The sequence below is a fragment of the Enterococcus sp. DIV2453a genome, from assembly GCF_050533535.1.
GTDB classification, from domain to species: Bacteria; Bacillota; Bacilli; order Lactobacillales; family Enterococcaceae; genus Enterococcus; species Enterococcus faecalis.
In genome coordinates, this window is record NZ_CP172899.1 from 602,057 (window position 1) to 623,126 (window position 21,070).

Consider the following 21,070-nt stretch of genomic DNA (forward strand, 5'->3'; position numbering starts at 1 on the left):
AAAGGCTGGCTGATACATCTGCAGCGGTGGTATTATTGCGCGATTCTTCTCCAAATAGCAGGCACATTGATTGTATATTTTTCGTTTTTTGTATAAAGGTCTCTCGTTTCTTGCCGGAGAATATGCTAAAATAAAAAGCAGCAGGGGGCGAGAAAACCATGGAAAAGCCAAATAAACGCAAAGCTGATTTAGAACGTACACGGCAAATTATTTTGTCTGTCGCTTCTGAATTATTCATGACAAAGGGGTTCAAAAATACCTCCACTCGTGAAATTGCTTTAAAAGCGAACATTACCCAACCGAATCTCTATCACCATTTTAAAAATAAAAAAGAACTGTATTTAGCTGTGATTGAAGAATTAACGTCCCGTGTTCAGGAAGAATTAGTCCCAATTGTTTCTGGAAATGCATCAGTAGAAGAAAAACTTTATCAATTAATCAAAGTTTTGTTAGATGAACATCCGACCAATCTTTTCTTAATGTTGAACGACATGTTTCAAGAAATGGGCCCTGATTACAATCGTACGCTGTATCAAATTTTCAAAAAAACCTATATCAATAATATTGCGGCTATTTTTGAAAGTGAACCTGAAACCAATTGCTTACAAGAGGGCATCAGTGTAGATGATGCAACTCGGTTTATTTTATATAACGTTAGTGCATTATTAAGTATTGAAAAAACGTACCAGCGAAAAACAGTGGATGACGATGTCAAAAAATTTATTCAATTTATGCTACATGGCGTTCTGAAAAGTCACAAATAAAAAATAGAGAAGCCCTGTTGAAAAACAGACTTCTCTATTTTTTTGTAAAATTCACTTATCAATCGATAAATAATTATTGATTTATCGATTGATAAGTGATATAGTTTATTTCGAAAAGAAGAAAGAGGTGAACCATTCATGTTTTTAGGATTTAATGAAATGAAGTATTCAAAAGGACGGTACGTCCTTGTAGTCTTAGTAATGGTCTTGATTGCTTGGTTAATTTTTATTTTGTCAGGTTTAGCGAACGGTTTAGCTCAAGGAAATCGTTTAGCGGTAGATCAATGGCAAGCGAATCAAGTGGTTTTATCAAAAGAGGCCAATAGTAATTTAAATGTATCAGTGTTAGATGAGAACGTGAAAGAAACGATTTCAGGAGGCAAAATTGCACCGATTGGTCAACAGTCGTTAGCCATCCGCCCAGCAGATGACAAAAAGGCTGAATTAACGAATGTTAGCTTATTTGGGATTGAAAAAGAAAGTTTTTTAATGCCAAAAGTGATTGAAGGAAACGCATTTACTGATAAAAATCAAGTGATTGCTTCAGAAACATTGAAAAATCAAGGATTTAAAATTGGCGACAAATTAACTGCAGGGAAATATGATGAGCAATTAGAAATTGTCGGCTTTATTTCTAAAAGTAGCTATAACATTGTGCCGGTTATTTACACTTCTCTGGATACTTGGCGGTCAATTAAATATGGTGACAATCCAGCAATGGCCAAAATGGTTAATGGTTTCATTGTTCGCAGCAAGGACAACACGGAAGTTAAAACGACTAATAAAGACAGCCAAGTTCTTTCAATTTCAGATTTTATTGAAAAACTGCCAGGATACAGCGCTCAAAACTTGACCTTGGATGGCATGATTTATTTCTTGATTGTGATTGCAGCGTTCATTATCGGTATTTTTATCTTTGTGATGACTTTACAGAAAACAGCAATGTTCGGTGTCTTAAAAGTTCAAGGGGTGCCGACTAGTTTCTTAGCAAAGGCAGTCATGCTACAAACCGCTTTATTGGCTGTTCTAGGAGTGGCGATTGGTCTTGCTTTAACGGGAATTACCGTGCTCTTTTTACCAGAAGCGATGCCTTATGCAACTAATGGACCACGCATGATTTTGTTTAGTGTACTATTGATTTTATCTGCATTAATTGGCGGGGCATTTTCAATTCGAACGATTGCTAAAATTGATCCGTTAATCGCGATTGGAGGTTAGAGACATGGCAAATGTTTTAGAAATGAAAAATATTTATAAAAAATATGGTGAAAAACATACAGAAGTGATCGCGTTAAAAGAATTATCTTTTGCGGTTCAGCCAGGTGAATTTGTCGCAGTAATTGGTCCTTCTGGTTCTGGTAAAAGTACCTTTTTAACGATTGCAGCTGGCTTACAGGCACCGACAAGTGGTGAAGTCATTGTTGGCGGGCAATCACTAAATAAGTTAACGAAAAAGCAACGTTTGGCGCAACGTTTTCAAAAAATCGGCTTTATTTTACAAAGCTCTAATTTGGTGCCATTTTTAACAGTGGAAGATCAATTTCACTTAATTGAAAAAGTTGATAAGTCACGTAAAAATAGGGAATTAAAAGAGCAATTGTTAGAGACGTTGGGGTTAAAAGAATTACGAAATAGTTATCCTCGTGATCTCTCTGGTGGGGAAAGACAACGGGTAGCCATTGCGTGTGCATTGTATCATGAGCCAGACGTAATTTTGGCAGATGAACCTACGGCTAGTTTAGATACAGAAAAGGCGTTTGATGTTGTCCAATTACTAGCGAAAGAGGCTAAAGAGAAAGATAAAGGAATTATCATGGTGACACATGATGAGCGTTTGTTGAAATACTGTGATCGAGTGGTTCGTATTCGTGATGGTGAATTGACAGAGTAACAAAACAAATAAAAGAGAACATGGTCGGATTGCTAGAGACAATCCGATCATGTTCTCTTATTTCTTTTCAATACAGAAAAGAACAGGTGGCTGATTTTTTTGATTGATAAACTCATAACGTAAGACACTGTATACATCTTGTGGTAAGGCTTGCGTGTAATTCGTGACCAAATCAAGTTCCTCTGAACCACCTTCGTGGCCATAATAAACGACTAAAATAATGCGACTTCCTTTTACCAAATGAGGCAGTAACCCATCTAACGCCTGTTTAGTCGTAGCGGGTTTTGTAATAATTTCCTTATTACTTTTAGGTAAATAGCCTAAGTTAAAAATAGCGGCAGTGATTTCTGTTTCTTCATCTAGGACAGCATGAAGATGTTCATGTCCTAATGGAAATAACGTAGTTTGTGGGAGTAAATTAAGTTCTGTTAACTTTTGTTCTGTATTGATCAACGCTTCTTTTTGGATATCAAAGGCGAAAACTTCACCAGAAGGGCCAACCAGCTCTGCTAAGAATGCTGTATCATGACCATTTCCCATTGTTGCATCAATGACGAAGTCGCCAGGTTCCACCACTTCTTTTAAAAGTTGGTGACTAAAATGTAGGGCTGTTTGTAGCATTAATTGAAAACTTCCTTTCCTGAAATGACAGTATATTTTCCTTGATAACTGTTGCGGCGTTTCATTTCCGCATCAATCGCATTGAGGACTTCCCATTTTTTCAAACTCCACATCGGTCCGATAATTGTTTCAAAGGGAGCATCGCCTGTCAAGCGATGAATAACAATTTCGGGTGGAATCATTTCTAACTGATCACAAATCACTGAAACATAGGCTTCTTTGCTCATCAATTGTAAGCGTCCTTCATTATAATCCCGCATCATTTTGGTATTTGTCATTAAATGAAGTAAATGCAGTTTAATCCCTTGGATATCTGAATCCTGAATAGTTCGCCGCACATTTTCGCGCATCATGGCAGGTGTTTCCCCAGGTAGCCCGTTAATTAAATGTGTACAGACCCGAATCCCGTGTTTCCGTAATTTAGCCACACCATCTAGATATGTTTGATAATCATGCGCGCGATTAATGGCAGCGCTAGTTTCCTCAAACGTGGTTTGCAAACCCAACTCTACCCATAAATAAAAGCGTTCATTTAATTCGGCTAAATAGTTCACCACCTCATCAGGCAAACAATCAGGACGGGTACCAATGGATAAACCAACGACGCCTTTTTCATTGACTACTTGTTCAAACCGATGACGAATAACGTCAACTGGCGCATGTGTATTGGTGAAATTTTGGAAGTAAACAATGTATTGATCGACAGTTGGCCATTTTTGATGCATCAATTGGATTTCTTTTTGAAATTGAAGCGGCAGGGGATCGCTAGGTGCAACAATCATGTCGCCTGAGCCAGAAACACTACAGAACGTACAACCACCTTTGGCAACCGTCCCATCACGATTGGGGCAATCAAAGCCACCATCAATTGGCACTTTAAAAATCTTTTCACCAAACTGTTGACGAAGTGCATAGTTCCAAGTGTGATAGCGTTTATTTGGATCATCTGAATAAGGAAAAATTTGCATAATCAAGACTTCTTTCTAGCGTTGTTTGCTTTGAAATCGCCAAACAAAGCGTTTTTCTAAATAAATAGGGTAACTTAATAACAACCAAGCTAAACCAAGACAAAAACCACCTAAGATATCGCTAGGGAAATGGACACCTAAATAGATTCGACTAACCCCAATCATGAAAATCCCAATACCTAGTAAAATTTGCACACAAAGGCGGACCGTTTTATTCTTAATGAAAATTGGCAGAATCAATAAAATAGTGCCGTAGAACAAGGTACTTCCTACAGCATGTCCGCTAGGAAAACTATACGTATGTTCAGTTACTAAATGCTCCAAAGTAGGACGTTGGCGCATAAAGAATAATTTTAATAAAGAATTACCTACGCCAGCAATTAAGGCAGTATTAATAAAGAGCCATAATGCTTCAGCATAATATTTCCAAACAATAAACAGAGCAATGACAACGATTGCTAAGATGATAATCGTCAATGAATTGGCAAATTTGGTGTACCAAATAAAAAAGTTATTTAGCTGTGGAAAAGGACGACGAACAAAGGAAGTAATCGTTTGATCAAAGCCTTTGAGCCAGGTTGGATAAAAACGAACAACATAGCCTAAAAACATAAATACTAAAAGAAAACAACTACCTGCAAATTGATAATAAAGTTTGTTTTTCATAAAAAATCCTTTCAAAATTTAATCGCAACAATCCGTATTATACCATCAAAAGAGTAAAAAATTAAAAGATAATTTCATTGCCTGATTTGGAGGGGATACAGATATTAAAAAAGTTCTGGCACCACAATCTCTCATTGTGGTGCCAGAACTTTTTTAAATGGTGCATGGTTATTGATTATCATCATCAGGAGTATCAACGGTAATATCGCCGAATTCGCTAGAAAGGTTAAACTCTGTATCCGCACGACCATTCTTATAAGATGTTCGCTCTTTGTTTAAAAGTTGAACATCGCCTAATTTTGATTCCCCTTTGATTGAAATGTTACGCAAAATTTCTCCAGAATTTACATAAATATCTCCATGGACAAGAGCGACAGTTAATTTTTTAGGCACAGCAGGCATGTCTAAAGAAAAATCACCATTTTCACTTGAAAAGTTAGCTTCTCCTTTGAAATCATAGACGCTAATATCGCCATCTGTCGTTGTTGCTTGGATGTTTCCACGAGCATTTTGCACTCGAATATCACCAGAAATAGTAGTATTTTTGATTTCATCGAAATAGGCTGAATCCAACGTTATATCGCCGTCAGTGGTTTCAACTGTTGCCTTTTTAGCGGAAGTATCCGCTGAAAGGTAGATACCATCTGAAGAGTTAAGCGTCATTTTTTTGGCTTTAACACCCGATAGACTAACATAAGAATTTGGTAGATTAGTTGTTAATTCGTCTACGTTAAAAGCATTCAATGAAACTTGTGAATGGGTTGAGCCATCAATCACTAACTTTTTCACATTATTAGGAATCTGGACACTCACGTTCGGTGTGAAGTCACTAAAAATACCAATATTAAAGAATGACAATTCGGGTTGGTTTTGTGTACGAGTGGTATTGATGGTTGCTGTTATTTTATTTTTTTCTTCTTTGACATCTAAGGTGCCTTCAGCTTTTGAATAAAAGGCATTATTCGGTGATCGTAATCCCATGTTGTTACTATCAGTTTTATAAATGGTATAAGGGCCTTTGCCTTTTAAGGATAAGTGAAGTTCTTCGCCTGCTTGTTTATTTTTTAGTGTATAACTTTCTTTTAGCGGTGTGACTGATTTTTCCGCTTGCTTGTAATAATAGACGGCGCCAGATCCACCAATTAGCATCGCTAAGACAGCAATGGATAAGAGAATCCCTGTTGTTTTTTTCATTAGATATCACCTCGTAAAACAGCAATGTTCCATTGGAAATAACGCTTAAAGACATGTGCTGAAAATTTTAAAATTGGTAGAAACAGTAACCAACCAATGATTGATGCACCAAATAAAAAGAGACTCATAGATAATTGGAAAAAGGAAGCGGCATTTGCTTGGGTAATAACACTATAAATACCATAAATTGGTGAAAATAAAGTTGCAGCTCCGGCAATACCACAACCGACGTACATTAAGGCAATCCCTAAAATAACCCAAAACATGAAGAAAAAATTTAAACAGAAAATACCAAGCACTTGGAAAAATCGGGTTAGTGGCCGATGCTGTGGTCGTTGATAGTATGGAGAATCATTATCATAGTAAAATTCAGATTCTTCTTCATAGGGATGATCATAAGCAGGTGTAGCCGCTGGAATTTCTTGCCAGCCATTATTTTCAATTTTTCGTTCCGTCAATTCGATGCCTTGTTCTTTTAAAATTTCTTCTGCGATAACCCGTGGTTTCCCCAATGATTTTGCCACTTGTTCTTCTGTTTCGCCTTCCGCAACACGAGCATCAAATAACGCCTTGTATTTCGCAAGAATAATAGCTTGATCTTTTGGATTTAATGCTTTTAAATAAATTTTCAGCTCAATAATAAAATGTTCTTTATTCATTCCGCTCCCTCTTTCTACACGATTCATTTCTCATCTTAAACTATAATTTCTTTTTGAGCGAATAACAAGAGGAATTAAAAAAATCAGACTAAGGTAAAGAAGCGTCTACAACTAAAGTCGCAGTTTTTTTCCGAGTAGTAACAAGAGAGGAAATCCATGTTAAAAAACATTACTTCTTTACAATCTAGTTACAGTAATATGAAATTTTGTTGAAGTGTTTTTAATTCGCCAGAAAAAAAGGTATACTTGTTATAATAACAAAACTAAAAAATTACATTTACATATAAGTTAAAAAAGGAAAGTTGGGGACGTATCAATGAAGAAAGAATCAATGTCACGTATCGAAAGAAGGAAAGCACAACAAAGAAAGAAAACGCCAGTACAATGGAAGAAGAGCACTACTTTATTCAGCTCGGCGTTAATTGTTTCATCTGTAGGAACGCCCGTTGCGTTACTACCAGTGACTGCTGAGGCAACAGAAGAGCAGCCAACAAATGCGGAAGTTGCCCAAGCACCTACTACGGAAACTGGCTTAGTAGAGACACCAACCACAGAAACTACGCCAGGAACTACGGAACAACCGACAACGGATTCGTCAACAACGACTGAATCGACAACTGAATCATCAAAAGAAACACCAACAACACCAAGTACCGAGCAACCAACAGTTGATTCAACTACACCTGTGGAATCAGGAACGACTGATTCTTCAGTAGCAGAAATTACGCCAGTAGCTCCTTCAACAACCGAGTCTGAAGCAGCGCCTACGGTTACACCCGATGATGAAGTAAAAGTACCAGAAGCTAGAGTAGCTTCTGCGCAAACTTTTTCAGCATTATCACCGACGCAAAGTCCTTCAGAATTTATTGCCGAGTTAGCACGTTGTGCACAACCTATTGCGCAAGCCAATGATTTATATGCATCAGTGATGATGGCTCAAGCAATCGTTGAAAGTGGTTGGGGAGCAAGTACGCTATCTAAGGCACCAAACTATAACTTATTTGGGATTAAAGGCAGCTACAATGGACAATCTGTCTATATGGATACATGGGAATATTTAAACGGCAAATGGCTAGTGAAAAAAGAACCTTTCCGTAAATATCCTTCTTACATGGAATCATTCCAAGATAATGCGCACGTGCTAAAAACAACTTCTTTCCAAGCGGGCGTTTACTATTATGCTGGGGCTTGGAAAAGCAATACAAGCTCGTATCGCGATGCAACTGCTTGGTTAACAGGTCGTTATGCGACAGATCCTAGCTACAATGCTAAATTAAATAATGTCATTACCGCATATAACTTAACTCAATATGATACACCATCTTCTGGTGGAAATACTGGGGGCGGAACAGTTAATCCAGGAACAGGCGGCTCGAACAATCAATCAGGAACGAACACGTACTATACTGTAAAATCAGGAGATACCTTGAATAAAATTGCCGCGCAATATGGTGTGAGCGTTGCTAATTTACGCTCATGGAATGGCATCTCTGGCGATTTAATTTTCGTTGGTCAAAAGCTCATCGTGAAAAAAGGTGCTTCAGGTAACACTGGTGGCTCAGGCAACGGTGGTTCTAACAATAATCAATCAGGAACGAACACGTACTATACTGTAAAATCAGGGGATACCTTGAATAAAATTGCCGCGCAATATGGCGTGAGCGTTGCTAATTTACGCTCATGGAATGGCATCTCTGGCGATTTAATTTTCGTTGGTCAAAAGCTCATCGTGAAAAAAGGTGCTTCAGGTAACACTGGTGGCTCAGGCAGCGGTGGTTCTAACAATAATCAATCAGGAACGAATACGTATTACACAATTAAATCAGGCGATACCTTGAACAAAATTGCCGCGCAATATGGTGTGAGCGTTGCTAATTTACGTTCATGGAACGGTATCTCTGGCGATTTAATCTTCGCTGGTCAAAAAATTATTGTGAAAAAAGGTACTTCAGGTAACACCGGCGGCTCAAGCAATGGTGGTTCTAACAATAATCAATCAGGAACGAATACGTACTACACGATTAAATCAGGGGATACCTTGAACAAAATTTCTGCACAATTCGGTGTTAGTGTGGCTAACTTACAAGCCTGGAATAACATCAGCGGTAGTTTGATTTTTGCTGGTCAAAAGATTATCGTGAAAAAAGGCGCTAACTCAGGTTCAACGAATACGAACAAGCCTACGAATAATGGTGGCGGTGCGACAACATCTTACACGATTAAATCAGGCGATACGTTGAATAAAATTTCTGCACAGTTTGGCGTGAGTGTTGCTAATCTACGTTCATGGAACGGGATCAAAGGCGATTTAATTTTTGCTGGTCAAACAATCATCGTGAAAAAAGGCGCTTCTGCAGGTGGCAATGCTTCTTCAACAAATAGTGCATCAGGCAAACGCCATACAGTTAAAAGCGGTGATTCACTTTGGGGCTTATCAATGCAATACGGAATCAGCATCCAAAAAATCAAACAATTAAATGGCTTAAGCGGGGATACAATTTATATTGGTCAAACTTTAAAAGTTGGTTAATTTAAGATTGAAAAAAATAGCTATCTTTGGTAACATGAGTCTTATAATAGAAAAAAACAATGAGAAGGAATAGTAGAAAGAACCATGTGATAGAGAGCGTATGGCTGGTGGAAATACGTACAGAAGCTTTTGAACTCGCCTTTAAGTTACTTTTTTGAACAAACCAAGTAGGAAAAGTCGGTGACGATCGTTAAGACGTTTGAGGTTAAGGTGACGGTGACTGACCGTTTCTTTGACGAATTTAGGTGGTACCACGTTGCATTTGTATGTTCACGTCCTATAGGAATTTTTCCTATAGGACTTTTTTTTATCACTAAGTGGCTAGTTTAAGTCAGAATAGTGACAATGGCTGCAGGTGGCAAATTTTAAGAATGAAAAATTTTATATTACTAGGAGGAATAACATGAGCTACAATCACAAAGAGATTGAGAAAAAATGGCAAAAATATTGGGCTAAGAACAATTGTTTCAATACATTGGACGACCCAAATAAAGAAAAATTTTATGCACTAGATATGTTTCCCTATCCATCTGGACAAGGCTTACACGTAGGTCACCCGGAAGGCTATACAGCAACCGATATTCTTTCACGTATGAAACGTGCGCAAGGCTATAATGTGTTGCATCCAATGGGCTGGGATGCGTTTGGTTTGCCAGCAGAACAATATGCGTTAGACACAGGAAATGACCCAGCTGAATTTACTAAGAAAAATATCGAAACATTCCGTCGCCAAATTAATTCACTAGGATTCAGCTATGATTGGAATCGCGAAATTAATACCACTGATCCTGAATATTACAAATGGACACAATGGATATTTACAAAATTATATGAAAAAGGGTTAGCTTATGAAGCAGAAGTTGCGGTTAACTGGGTACCTGAACTAGGAACTGTTATTTCAAATGAAGAAGTCATTGATGGAAAAAGTGAACGTGGTGGTTATGATGTGGTTCGCCGACCAATGCGTCAATGGATGCTGAAAATTACTGCTTATGCAGATCGCTTATTAGAAGATTTAGAGCTTGTTGATTGGCCAGAAAGTATTAAAGATATGCAACGAAATTGGATTGGACGTTCTGAAGGAGCCAATGTGACCTTTAAAGTCGCTGGTACAGAAGAAAGTTTCACGGTGTTTACAACCCGTCCTGATACCTTGTTCGGTGCAACCTATACTGTTCTAGCTCCTGAACTAGAACTAGTGAAAAAAATTACGACACCTGAACAAACAGCAGCTGTAGAAGCATATATTGAAGAAACCTCAAAAAAATCTGATCTAAATAGAACGGATTTAGCAAAAGAAAAAACAGGTGTTTTCACAGGTGCGTATGCTATAAACCCGGTCAATGGCCAAGAAATTCCAATTTGGATTGGCGATTATGTTTTAGCAAGCTATGGCACAGGCGCAATCATGGCGGTCCCAGCGCATGATGAACGGGATTACGAATTTGCGAAAACATTTGGCATTGATATCCTACCAGTAATCGCAGGTGGCGACATTACAACAGAAGCCTATACAGGGGATGGACCGCATATCAATTCTGATTTCTTAAATGGATTAAACAAAGCAGAAGCCATCGCTAAAATGAATGAGTGGCTAGAAGAAAATCACGTAGGGAAAAAAGAAGTATCTTATCGTTTACGTGACTGGTTATTCTCTCGTCAACGCTACTGGGGTGAACCAATTCCTGTGATCCATTGGGAAGATGGAACAACCACAACGGTTCCTGAATCTGAGTTACCTCTACGTTTACCAGTAACATCGGATATTCGCCCAAGTGGAACTGGGGAATCGCCATTAGCAAACATTGATGAATGGGTCAATGTCGTCGACCCTGAAACTGGTATGAAGGGAAAACGTGAAACGAATACTATGCCACAATGGGCTGGAAGCTCTTGGTATTACTTACGATTCATTGATCCTCATAATAAAAATGAAATTGCTGATTTTGAAAAATTAAAACGTTGGTTACCAGTTGATATCTATATTGGTGGTGCCGAACATGCGGTGTTGCATTTACTTTATGCTCGTTTTTGGCATAAATTCTTATATGATATTGGTGTGGTTCCTACCAAAGAACCTTTCCAAAAATTATACAACCAAGGTATGATTTTAGGAGAAAACAACGAAAAAATGTCTAAATCACGTGGCAATGTTGTAAATCCCGATGATGTGGTGGCTAAATATGGTGCGGATACGTTACGTCTTTATGAAATGTTCATGGGCCCATTAGATGCTTCCATTGCTTGGAATGAAAATGGCTTAGAAGGAAGTCGTAAATTCTTAGATCGCGTTTGGCGTCTGATTGTTGATGAAGAAGGCAAAATGCGTGACCGAATTACCACAATTAATGATGGCCGTTTAACGAAAGTTTATCATCAAACGGTTAAAAAAGTGACAGAAGATATGGCAAACTTGCACTTTAATACAGCGATTTCTCAATTAATGGTTTTTGTGAATGAAGCCAATAAAGTGGATGCCTTACCTTATGAATATGTGGAAGGATTTGTCCAATTACTTGCGCCAATCGCGCCACATATTGGTGAAGAACTATGGCAAATTTTAGGTAACGAGGAAAGTTTAACTTATGTCCCTTGGCCAACCTATGATGAAGCAGCCTTAGTAGAAGATGAAGTGGAAGTAGTTTTCCAAGTGAACGGAAAATTACGTGGCAAACAAAATGTCGCTCGTGGGTTAAGCAAAGAAGAATTAGAACAAATTGCAATGAACCATGAAGCTGTTAAAGAATTTATTGAAGGAAAAACAGTGCGCAAAGTGATTGCTGTTCCAGATAAATTAGTAAATATTGTTGCAAATTAAGTTATATGTTTTTATTAAAAAAAGAGCCGGACGTATCAAAACGTCAGGCTCTTTTTAAGGTTGTTTTGTTTTACCTTTTTGATTCATATGTTCTTTACATGTGATTGTTATAACCGAAAGCAAGGCGATGAAGAGAAAAAAGTAACCAAGCGGCGTACAGAAAAAGGCGGGTTCTTTTAAAAGTCCATCGCTAGATAATGTTGATCCAACTAAAATAGAGATCATAAATAATAAAAGACTAATCAAGCCAAGAAATAAGCTAATACGATATTTTTTCAACTTCAGTTCCTCCTTTAATGAACTATCACTAAGATAAATCAAAAAGGTTAACTTTTTTTTAGGCAACTGTTAAAACTTAGATAAGAAATCTATTTTCTAAGTTTGTCGTTGTTGGTAATTGGTTAAGATCATACGTGAAAAGGGACCGACAATCAGCAATTGATAAGGAAGGGCAACAATAAAGTTCAGGCCCCAAGCTTGGAAATACGCACTTAGTGACAATGTCTGGCCTTCCATTAATAAGCCAAATAAAGACATACAAGTCACCATGCCGATAATCATGAGACTCGAAATGGTCAGAATAAGTAATAGCCGTTTTTCTTTATTAAAGGGTAAAGAAAAAGCGATTTTCTTAGCTAAGACACCAACGATGAAAACGTCTAAAATAAAAGCAACGATAAATCCAGGAAGCAAACCTTTTGATAAGGCGTACAATGAAAATTCTCCATGCAATAATAAATTATAGGTGCTCATTCCGAAAACCATCAGAAAGCACATTAACGTAGTAAAAAGCATTCCTTCTTTTTTATTAGTAGGCATTTTTTTCTCCTTTCATTTATTGAGAGTAATGATTGTTCTAGGCAGAAAAGGACAAATTCTCTCGACTTTTACTAGTGTAGCAAAAATAAAAGTTCTTCATAAGTTAGAATTTGCTAAGAATTTGATTCAAATAAAAAGGTGTACTAAGTCAGCAGTACACCTTTTTATTCGTTATTTAGTTTATTTTTGTGTTATTTGTAACGTCCTCTCCAAACCATTTTTGAGAAATTTTACTAAGGGTGCCATCTTTTCGTAACGTTTCAAAGGCAGTATTGATTTTTTGGACTAATTGATTGTCTGATTTGCGGACGCCCACAGCAAAATCTTCATTGTCATAGCCGATATGAGAAATAGTATAGTTTTTTAAATTATCTTCGTGGGAAAGATAGTAGTTGGCGTAGACGCGATCAATTAGGAGCCCATCAATTCGGCCAGATTTTAAATCTAAGAAAGCTTCATTAAAGCCGTCATATAAAATAGGCGTTTGGTCTTTAACAAATTTTTTCAAAACGTCAGGCTGACTTTCGAAGCCATCATAGCCAGAAGAGCCATTTTGAACCCCTAAAATTTTACCTTGCATGTCGCTCGCTGTTGCAATGTTTTTTTCTTTTAAAGAAACAAGTACTTGGTCGTTCGTCATGTAAGGTTGTGTGAATTGAACTTTTTCGGCCCGCTCGCTCGTTTTAGTGTAGCCATTCCAAATAAGATCAATGGTTTGATTTTGTAATTCTGTTTCTTTCATAGACCAATCAATCGGTTGGAAGTCAACGGAAATGCCATAAAGTTTAAAAACCGCTTTGGCTAAGTCGACATCAAAGCCGACAATTTGGCCTGATTTATCTTGAAAACCCATGGGCACAAAGGAGTCATCTAAGCCAATAATAATCCGTTTTTCTTCGTTAATCCGTGTCCATTGATCTTCGTTGCTTTTTCTTTTACCACAATCTGCAAATAGGAGTAAACTACAACAGATAACCAGCAAGGCTAAAGAATATTTCTTTTTCATCATAAACTCCTTTCTATTGGACGGGGGCAACCGTCAAAAGATTGTCTGCAATTTTTTCAGCGAAAGCCATATCGTGGGTCACGACAATCTGTGTCATGCCTTGTTTCCGTAAATCTAAAATAACTTCTTCCACTTGTTGACGTAAAGCTGGATCTAGCGCGCTCGTTGGTTCATCGTACCCAAGAACTTTTGGCTTCATTGCTAAGGCACGAGCAAGTGCAACTCGTTGTTTTTGTCCACCGGAAAGTTGATATGGATAGAGTTTTTCTTTACCAGCCAAGCCCAATTTTTCCAGTAATTCTAAAGCTTCTTGCTGCCTTTTTGCTTTTTCTTCTTTTAGTACTAATGTAGGTGCTAAGGTAATGTTTTCTAAAACTGATAAGTGAGGGAAAAGTTGGAAGTCCTGGAAAACGACCCCAACCACTTGATCGGCATTGTCCATTTCAGCAGGATTGAAAGGAACACCATCCAACAAAAGCTCACCAGAATCAATGGTTTCTAAACCAGCCAAACAACGAAGTAAAGTGGTTTTTCCGCCGCCTGAAGGACCAACAATCGTTAAAATTTTACCATCTGGAATTTCTAAATTTAAGTGATCAATGATGGTCCGGTTATCAAAATGTTTGGTTAAATTTTTAATAGTTAACATGGTAGAGTCCTCCTATTTATAATATTGATAGAATTTTTCAATTTTCTTAGAAGCAACAGTCAAAATTGCCGTAAAGAGTAAATAAATCACTCCCACTAAAGCTAATGGCACTAATGTAACATCGCGGCTCATCGCAATTTTACCAGCACGTAAAAGATCGCCTAAGCCAAGAACATAAATAAGAGAAGTATCCTTGACCAAATTGATAATTTCATTTCCTACGGAAGGCAGCACGATTTTAACAACTTGTGGCAAAATAATCCGCGTGACTGTTTGAAAACGTGTTAAACGTAAAACCTTAGCAGCTTCATATTGACCTTGGGGAATTGCTTGAATCCCCCCGCGGAAAATTTCAGCAAAGTACGCAGCATAATTTAAAATAAATGCGAATAAGGCCGCATCATAACGTTCAAAGACAATACCAATTAATGGTAAGCCGTAAAAAACAAAAATTAATTGTAACAATAGCGGAGTGCCGCGCATTAACCAAATGTAGAGGTTAATTAAGTAACGTAAAGGTTTAAACGAACTTTGTAAAATAAAGGCAATGATAATCCCCAGTGGAATCGAGCCAAGGAGCGTAAAGAAAAAGACTTTCAGTGTCATGCCAGCTCCGCTAACTAAAGCAGGTAAAATTTCTAAAATATAATCCATCATTTTTTCCTCCAACAATTTTTATTAAAAAACAAAAAAGCCTCTTGGCTGTGAGCCAAGAGGACGAATCGCATTCGTGGTGCCACCTCAATTTACTTATCTTTCACAAGATAAGCCTTATGTAGTTGCGTTGACAACTACTCTCTGTTAACGATAGAGTCACCGGTTTTTCTTACTAAAGGATTCAGAAAAACATCTTTTAGGTGTGAGTAAAGAAGAATCCATCTTTTTCTTTCAGCCAATGAAAAAGTCTCTGTAAAGGAAGAGCTAAATTACTATGTCCTAAGCCTTGATTGTAAGTATGAAATTGTTCGAACGGAACAGAAAACCTGTTGCTTTTCTAGCTTATCCCATTAAGGATATGGAAAAGAGGACAACAGACTTGAGCAGTTGAGGCACTCTCTCAGGTTGAAAAGCGCATCTAAAAAACAAAAAAGTCCTTTGGCTGAATAGCCAAAGGACGAATAATCAATTATCGTGGTTCCACCTTAGTTTATTCGTGTTTCGCAACACGAACCTTATGAAGTTCATAACTTCGCCTGTTAACGAGTGGTCCCGGACTTTCCTACTAAGGGTTCAAAAAGTCAACTCCCAGATGTGGTTCGCTGTTTCTTTACGTCTTTTTCCACCAACCAAAGACTCTCTTCACTAAAGGAAACAGTTACTCTTCTGTTCTCTGTTTTTCAATACTGTACCACCAGAAAAAATATCTGTCAACTCTTATTCTTAAAAAAATATTTTTCTTTCAAAAAGTAAGTGCTGAAAAAGGACAAATGTATGGAAAATCATGTAAAATGTAGGTAAGTTGTTTGAACAGAAGGAGGAGTTTTGGTATGAAACAGAAAAAGTGGTTAATAGGACTTGTTGCACTGGGCTTGGTTTTAGCAGCATGTGGAAGTGGCGGTTCGAAAACAACCTCGAACGAACCAATTACACAGAAAATTAACGTCGCATCTGGTGGTGAACTCTCGACATTAGACAGCGCTCATTATACAGATGTCTATAGTTCCGATATGATTGGTCAAGTAGTTGAAGGCTTGTATCGACAAGATAAAAACGGAGATCCTGAGCTAGCTATGGCGAAAGCAGAGCCACAAGTTAGTGAAGACGGGTTAGTCTATACATTCAAGTTACGAGAAGCAAAATGGACAAACGGGGATCCAGTTAAAGCAGGGGATTTTGTAGTTGCGTTTAGAAACGTGGTCGATCCAGCGTATGGTTCAAGTAGCAGTAATCAAATGGATATTTTTAAAAATGGGCGTGCGGTGCGGGAAGGACAAGCCACGATGGAAGAATTTGGTGTCAAAGCAATCGATGACCAGACACTAGAACTAACATTAGAAAATCCAATTCCTTATTTAGCCCAAGTCTTAGTTGGAACACCTTTTATGCCTAAAAATGAAGCCTTTGCCAAAGAAAAAGGTACTGCCTATGGGACTTCTGCAGATAATTTTGTTGGCAATGGACCGTTTGTAATTTCAGGCTGGGATGGCAATTCCGAAACTTGGAAATTGAAGAAGAATGATCATTATTGGGATAAAGAACACGTAAAATTGAATGAAATTGATGTTCAAGTAGTGAAAGAAATTGGCACAGGAGCCAATCTTTTTGATAATGGCGATTTAGATTACACTGTTTTAGCAGATACTTATGCACTTCAGTATAAAGAGTCAAAACAAGCGCATTTTGTGCCTAAAGCCATGGTGGGTTATTTAAGCCCAAATCATCGCCGTGAAATTACCGGCAACGAACATGTTCGAAAAGCTTTTTTACAAGCGATTGATAAAGAAACTTTTGCAAAAGAAATTTTAGGAGATGGCTCGACAGCTTTAAATGGATTTGTACCAGCTAATTTTGCAAAAAATCCAGATACAGGTGAAGATTTCCGCAAAGAAAATGGTGATTTATTGCCATATAATATTAAAGAAGCCCAAGCTAACTGGACCAAAGCGAAAGAAGAGTTGGGCAAAGATAAAATTGAATTGGAACTAATCTCAGCGGACTCAGCGATTGCCAAGAAAACCATTGAATTTGTTCAAGGGCAATTGCAACAAAATTTACCAGGTTTAACAATCAAATTAAAATCATTGCCTTTGCAAAATCGTTTGGATTTACAAACAGCAGGTAATTACGATTTAGCCTTTGGAACATGGACACCTGACTATGCTGATCCCATTAATTTTTTAGAATTTTATGACTCAAAAAGTGGCTTAAATACTTCTGGTTATAACGATTCAGCGTATGATGCGGGTCTCCAAAAAGTTAGAAAAGATTACGCCAATGAACCTGAAAAACGCTGGAATGAATTACTAAGTTTAGAAAAAACATTAATTGAAAAAGATGCCGGCGTTTTACCACTATTCCAAGGAGCCATTGGTTACTTGAAATCAGATCGCTTACAAGGTTTGCAAGTATTTTCTTTTGGTCGCACAGTATCCTATCGTTTAGCTTATGTAGAAGAATAAATTGACTTCTGAAAAGTCCTATCTTTTGAAAAAGTCTGCTTTCTGTTTTATCCTTAAAGTAGGAAAATTAACTAAAAAAATCAACTATGAAAGGTAGGTTTTTCAAATGTTTAGCTTTCTATGGGCATTAATTGTCGGAGGAATTATTGGCGCAATTGCTGGCGCAATTTTAGGAAAAGACGTGCCAGGTGGCATTATTGGAAATATTATCGTGGGCTTTTTAGGAAGTTGGGTAGCATCACTCTTGTTGCCTTCTTTAGGACCAGTCATCGGCGGTTTTCCAATTATCTCAGCGTTGCTAGGAGCGATCATCTGTATCGCTATTTACTCTTTTATTGTAAACCGCAAGGCGTAAAATTGTATCAAAATGATATCTTGAAAAGCATCATAAAACTTGTGAAGGTTAATCAGACCATTACTTTTGATGTCTTTTCTCTCATATTTTAAGTCTATGACAAAAATCTCTTTGGATTTTTGTCATAGACTCTTTTTTTTAAATATTTATTATGAGAATTTCCTGCGTTAGACTGCTTATTTTTCATTTATTATTCATTTTTGATAAAGGAAGTTTTGTTGGATAAAGTGAATAGCTCAAGGCTCAACAAAAATAAAGAAAAAATTAATATGTTAAGTTCAAGGTGAGTGAAATTCTGCTCTCATAATACGCCGTTTTATTCATTAAACGATAGTTGAAAAAAATAAGTGCCCTTGTTATTCTTTGAATTAAACTAATGGGGGCGAAAAGCATGGAATCGTTAAAAAGTAATCTTTTTTTGACCAGAGAAGCATATTTGGAAGCTTTTGAAACAATCATGACACCTTTAAAAACGGCTATTTTAACATCAGAAAAACCTGGCGTGAATTTTGGGTCCAGTGGTGCTGTCTATGATCAGCAACATGCTGAAATGGAAGCGCTCATTCGACCATTATGGGGAATTGGACCGTATTGGGTTGCTTGTAAAGATGATGTTTTAAGAGATGCTTATGTGGAAAAATTAATCGCAGGAACTGATCCGTCATCCCCAGACTATTGGGGCGATATTGTTGATTATGATCAATATATTGTGGAAGCAGCAGCATTATCTTTAACTTTATTGCTTCATAAGACATATTTTTGGTCCTGTTTTTCTGAGAAACAGCAAGAAAATATCATGGTTTGGTTAAATAAGGCACTTGGTTGTAAAATTCCTAAAAATAATTGGACGTTTTTCAAAGTGCTCATTCGTTTAGCACTCGAGGGATGTGGACAAGTGATTAACCAAGCGGAACTAGAGGAAGAATTGGCGTTGATTGAACGCATGTATTTAGGTGATGGTTGGTATATGGATGGTAAAACTACGCAAAGAGATTATTATATTTCGTTTGCTTTTCATTATTATAGTTTGATTTATGTCAAATTTATGCGAGAAAGAGATCCTGTTCGTGCGAAACGTTTTACAGAACGAGCCGTTATGTTCGCGCAGGACTATCTGTACTATTTTGATGAGGAGGGCGAAGCGTTACCTTACGGACGTAGTCAAACGTATCGGTTTGCTCAAGGAGCGTTTTTCGCAGCTTTGATATTTGCAGAAGTAGAGGCGTTACCTTGGGGACAAATAAAAACGCTGTTAGCAAAACATTTACACTGTTGGATGCAACAGACTATTTTCACTTATGATGGTCGGTTGTCCATTGGCTATCATTACGAAAATTTAGTAATGGCAGAAGGTTATAACGCACCAGGCTCTCCGTATTGGGCTTTTAAAACATTTTTGTTGCTCGCAGTGGATCAAGACCATCCGTTTTGGCGTGCTGAACCGCTGGCTATAAAACGAGAAGAAAAGCGTTTGATAGAAAAGGGAAACATGTTATTAATCCATCCTAAAATGAAAACGCATGTCCTCGGCTATCCTGCAGGACTATGGCTTGAAAATCAAGCACATGCTGCGGCTAAATATAGTAAATTTGTCTATTCTAGCCGCTTTGGTTTTAGCGTTCCCAAAGCTGGCGCGTGTTATGAGGAGGGAGCTTTTGATAACGTATTGGCTGTTTCTCGTGATGGTGAATATTTTCGTGTTAAAGGGAAAATTCATGATTTTTATTTAACAGAGGAGCAAGTTTATTATAAATGGCTACCTTTTCAAGAAGTAGAAATTGAAACAACCATTTATCCTTTTGGGGAATGGCATGTTAGAGTACATGAAATAGTGACATCGGTTCCATTAAAAGTGCGCGAAGGAGGATTCAGTCTACCGTTACTTGGAAAATTTTCAGAAAAAGAACTTGGTAAAGAGTGGGCTAGAGTCGATTCAGGAGAATTGTGTTCGCAAATAATTGCAATTGAAGGGTATGACCACGCAGGTATTCTTCAACCTGAACCCAATACATCGTTGTTTTTCCCAAGAACAAGTTTACCTTATTTGCAAAAAGAGCTACCAATAGGAACGCATCGCCTGATTTGTTTGGTAGGTGGTGTGACAAGGGAGGAATAAAAAATGATAAAAATCGAATTGAAAAATAAAGACAATCAGATTATTACTGGCCGAATCGATCACGAGAAGCCAGAAGCGCCATTCGTGGCGGAGGGAGACACGTTAGCGGTATTAGCAATTAAACAGTACCTTTATCAAGTTGGCGATAAAATTGTAGTGACTTATACTGGGGCTATCCCTTATTTGATGGTTCAATTAGATGAAACTTTGGCTCCTTCATTGATTTATCTAAAAGAAAAAGTTTGGGAATATCAAATTCCATTAGAAGAATCTGCTCGAAAAGCTTTTGTTGATACGGCCTTTCATTCAGCAAGGCACCAAATAATGGTTCGACAAGCGCACACGTTTGAAAAAGACAATTATCAAAATCTTTCTATGAATACACATGACCAAAAAGAATATTCAGGAGCCTATCCTCATGCGTATGCAAACGTTGAAACGAGAGACGATGCTGTTTTCTTTGCGAAAAATGCTATTGATTCTAAGTTTGGTAACCTTTCTCATGGCTCGTATCCATTTGCTTCTTGGGGAATTAACCAAAAAAAGGAGGCACAGTTAACGATTGACTTTGGCAGACCTGTAGAAACGGACTGGATCCGCTTGCTATTTCGGGCGGACTACCCACATGATAGCTATTGGGAGGAAGTCACTTTAGCTTTTTCAGATGGAGAGGAACGAGTAGTTGCCACAACGAATACCGCCTGTTTTCAAGAAATAAAGTTCCCAATGAAAACAACACAAACTTTGACATTAAAATGCTTACGAAAAGCGCTGGACTCTTCTCCATTTCCAGCGTTGACCCAAATTGAAGTATTCGGTCGGAATAAATAACAAGAGGTCGGGACAGAACCGTTTAGCTCCGAGAAATAAGAAGAAATTTCCGAAAATTGATCTT

19 protein-coding genes and 3 other annotated features are annotated in these 21,070 nt (G+C 37.7%); of the genes, 9 read left to right on the plus strand and 10 right to left on the minus strand.

From position 1 onward, the window contains the following. Nucleotides 1-158: 158 nt before the first annotated feature. From IGK03_RS03015 to IGK03_RS03025, 3 genes are all read left to right on the plus strand, one after another. Entirely contained in the window at nucleotides 159-764 is a 606-nt protein-coding gene (locus IGK03_RS03015; RefSeq protein ID WP_002355664.1) for a TetR/AcrR family transcriptional regulator, read from the plus strand. Nucleotides 765-902: 138 nt separating this feature from the next. Beyond that, a complete protein-coding gene (locus tag IGK03_RS03020; protein ID WP_002373458.1) occupies nucleotides 903-1,982 on the plus strand; it encodes an ABC transporter permease in 1,080 nt (359 codons plus the stop codon). A 4-nt stretch (nucleotides 1,983-1,986) separates the two neighbouring features. Continuing rightward, entirely contained in the window at nucleotides 1,987-2,655 is a 669-nt protein-coding gene (locus IGK03_RS03025) for an ABC transporter ATP-binding protein (protein WP_010775638.1), read from the plus strand. Between the two features lie 57 nt (nucleotides 2,656-2,712). Here IGK03_RS03025 and IGK03_RS03030 read toward each other — a convergent pair whose 3' ends face one another. The 5 genes from IGK03_RS03030 to IGK03_RS03050 all read right to left on the minus strand — a co-directional run bounded on the left by IGK03_RS03030 (nucleotide 2,713) and on the right by IGK03_RS03050 (nucleotide 6,763). Further along, nucleotides 2,713-3,276 (minus strand): class I SAM-dependent methyltransferase, encoded by a 564-nt coding sequence (locus IGK03_RS03030; protein WP_002355667.1) that lies wholly within the window; start codon nucleotides 3,274-3,276, stop codon nucleotides 2,713-2,715. Continuing rightward, the gene (locus IGK03_RS03035) at nucleotides 3,276-4,244 is read right to left on the minus strand and encodes a TIGR01212 family radical SAM protein (RefSeq protein WP_002355668.1); all 969 of its coding nucleotides are present in this window, start codon (nucleotides 4,242-4,244) and stop codon (nucleotides 3,276-3,278) included. The genes IGK03_RS03030 and IGK03_RS03035 overlap by 1 nt, the downstream gene beginning before the upstream one ends. A 15-nt stretch (nucleotides 4,245-4,259) precedes the next feature. Continuing rightward, the gene (locus IGK03_RS03040) at nucleotides 4,260-4,910 is read right to left on the minus strand and encodes a phosphatase PAP2 family protein (protein ID WP_002355669.1); all 651 of its coding nucleotides are present in this window, start codon (nucleotides 4,908-4,910) and stop codon (nucleotides 4,260-4,262) included. Nucleotides 4,911-5,078: 168 nt separating this feature from the next. Continuing rightward, nucleotides 5,079-6,104, minus strand: a complete 1,026-nt coding sequence (locus IGK03_RS03045; protein WP_049095958.1) for a DUF4097 family beta strand repeat-containing protein — start codon at nucleotides 6,102-6,104, stop codon at nucleotides 5,079-5,081. Further along, nucleotides 6,104-6,763, minus strand: a complete 660-nt coding sequence (locus IGK03_RS03050) for a DUF1700 domain-containing protein (RefSeq protein WP_002381265.1) — start codon at nucleotides 6,761-6,763, stop codon at nucleotides 6,104-6,106. Before IGK03_RS03050 ends, IGK03_RS03045 begins: the two co-directional genes overlap by 1 nt. Before the next feature lie 316 nt (nucleotides 6,764-7,079). On the opposite strand from IGK03_RS03050, the gene IGK03_RS03055 reads away from it, so the two are divergent. Both IGK03_RS03055 and leuS read left to right on the plus strand, forming a co-directional pair. Further along, nucleotides 7,080-9,293, plus strand: a complete 2,214-nt coding sequence (locus tag IGK03_RS03055; protein ID WP_071646587.1) for an autolysin — start codon at nucleotides 7,080-7,082, stop codon at nucleotides 9,291-9,293. A gap of 50 nt (nucleotides 9,294-9,343) precedes the next feature. After that, nucleotides 9,344-9,576 (plus strand) — a binding site (T-box leader). A gap of 120 nt (nucleotides 9,577-9,696) precedes the next feature. Continuing rightward, a complete protein-coding gene (gene leuS, locus IGK03_RS03060; protein WP_002364766.1) occupies nucleotides 9,697-12,111 on the plus strand; it encodes a leucine--tRNA ligase in 2,415 nt (804 codons plus the stop codon). Between the two features lie 54 nt (nucleotides 12,112-12,165). On the opposite strand, the gene IGK03_RS03065 is transcribed toward leuS, so the two are convergent. From IGK03_RS03065 to IGK03_RS03085, 5 genes are all read right to left on the minus strand, one after another. After that, nucleotides 12,166-12,390 carry a DUF3955 domain-containing protein gene (locus IGK03_RS03065; RefSeq protein ID WP_002383054.1) on the minus strand — a complete coding sequence of 75 codons (225 nt, stop codon included), beginning with the start codon at nucleotides 12,388-12,390 and terminating at the stop codon, nucleotides 12,166-12,168. Nucleotides 12,391-12,486: 96 nt separating this feature from the next. After that, nucleotides 12,487-12,930 carry a hypothetical protein gene (locus IGK03_RS03070; RefSeq protein ID WP_002355676.1) on the minus strand — a complete coding sequence of 148 codons (444 nt, stop codon included), beginning with the start codon at nucleotides 12,928-12,930 and terminating at the stop codon, nucleotides 12,487-12,489. Nucleotides 12,931-13,105: 175 nt separating this feature from the next. Further along, nucleotides 13,106-13,939, minus strand: a complete 834-nt coding sequence (locus tag IGK03_RS03075) for an amino acid ABC transporter substrate-binding protein (protein ID WP_202334771.1) — start codon at nucleotides 13,937-13,939, stop codon at nucleotides 13,106-13,108. Between the two features lie 10 nt (nucleotides 13,940-13,949). Continuing rightward, on the minus strand, nucleotides 13,950-14,585 hold the full coding sequence (locus tag IGK03_RS03080; protein ID WP_202334772.1) for an amino acid ABC transporter ATP-binding protein: 636 nt from the start codon (nucleotides 14,583-14,585) through the stop codon (nucleotides 13,950-13,952). 12 nt (nucleotides 14,586-14,597) lie between these two features. Next, nucleotides 14,598-15,242 carry an amino acid ABC transporter permease gene (locus IGK03_RS03085; RefSeq protein ID WP_002383057.1) on the minus strand — a complete coding sequence of 215 codons (645 nt, stop codon included), beginning with the start codon at nucleotides 15,240-15,242 and terminating at the stop codon, nucleotides 14,598-14,600. A 53-nt stretch (nucleotides 15,243-15,295) separates the two neighbouring features. Continuing rightward, nucleotides 15,296-15,538 (minus strand) — a binding site (T-box leader). 154 nt (nucleotides 15,539-15,692) lie between these two features. Further along, nucleotides 15,693-15,925 (minus strand) — a binding site (T-box leader). 147 nt (nucleotides 15,926-16,072) lie between these two features. Between IGK03_RS03085 and IGK03_RS03090 the strand changes: the two genes are divergently transcribed. The 4 genes from IGK03_RS03090 to IGK03_RS03105 all read left to right on the plus strand — a co-directional run bounded on the left by IGK03_RS03090 (nucleotide 16,073) and on the right by IGK03_RS03105 (nucleotide 21,006). Continuing rightward, nucleotides 16,073-17,704 (plus strand): peptide ABC transporter substrate-binding protein, encoded by a 1,632-nt coding sequence (locus IGK03_RS03090; RefSeq protein WP_010707804.1) that lies wholly within the window; start codon nucleotides 16,073-16,075, stop codon nucleotides 17,702-17,704. Between the two features lie 106 nt (nucleotides 17,705-17,810). Beyond that, complete coding sequence (locus tag IGK03_RS03095) at nucleotides 17,811-18,059, plus strand: GlsB/YeaQ/YmgE family stress response membrane protein (protein WP_002355684.1); 249 nt, start codon at nucleotides 17,811-17,813, stop codon at nucleotides 18,057-18,059. 376 nt (nucleotides 18,060-18,435) lie between these two features. Continuing rightward, a complete protein-coding gene (locus IGK03_RS03100; protein ID WP_202334773.1) occupies nucleotides 18,436-20,175 on the plus strand; it encodes a DUF2264 domain-containing protein in 1,740 nt (579 codons plus the stop codon). Nucleotides 20,176-20,178: 3 nt separating this feature from the next. Next, nucleotides 20,179-21,006 carry a hypothetical protein gene (locus IGK03_RS03105; protein WP_071646590.1) on the plus strand — a complete coding sequence of 276 codons (828 nt, stop codon included), beginning with the start codon at nucleotides 20,179-20,181 and terminating at the stop codon, nucleotides 21,004-21,006. Nucleotides 21,007-21,070: the final 64 nt, after the last annotated feature.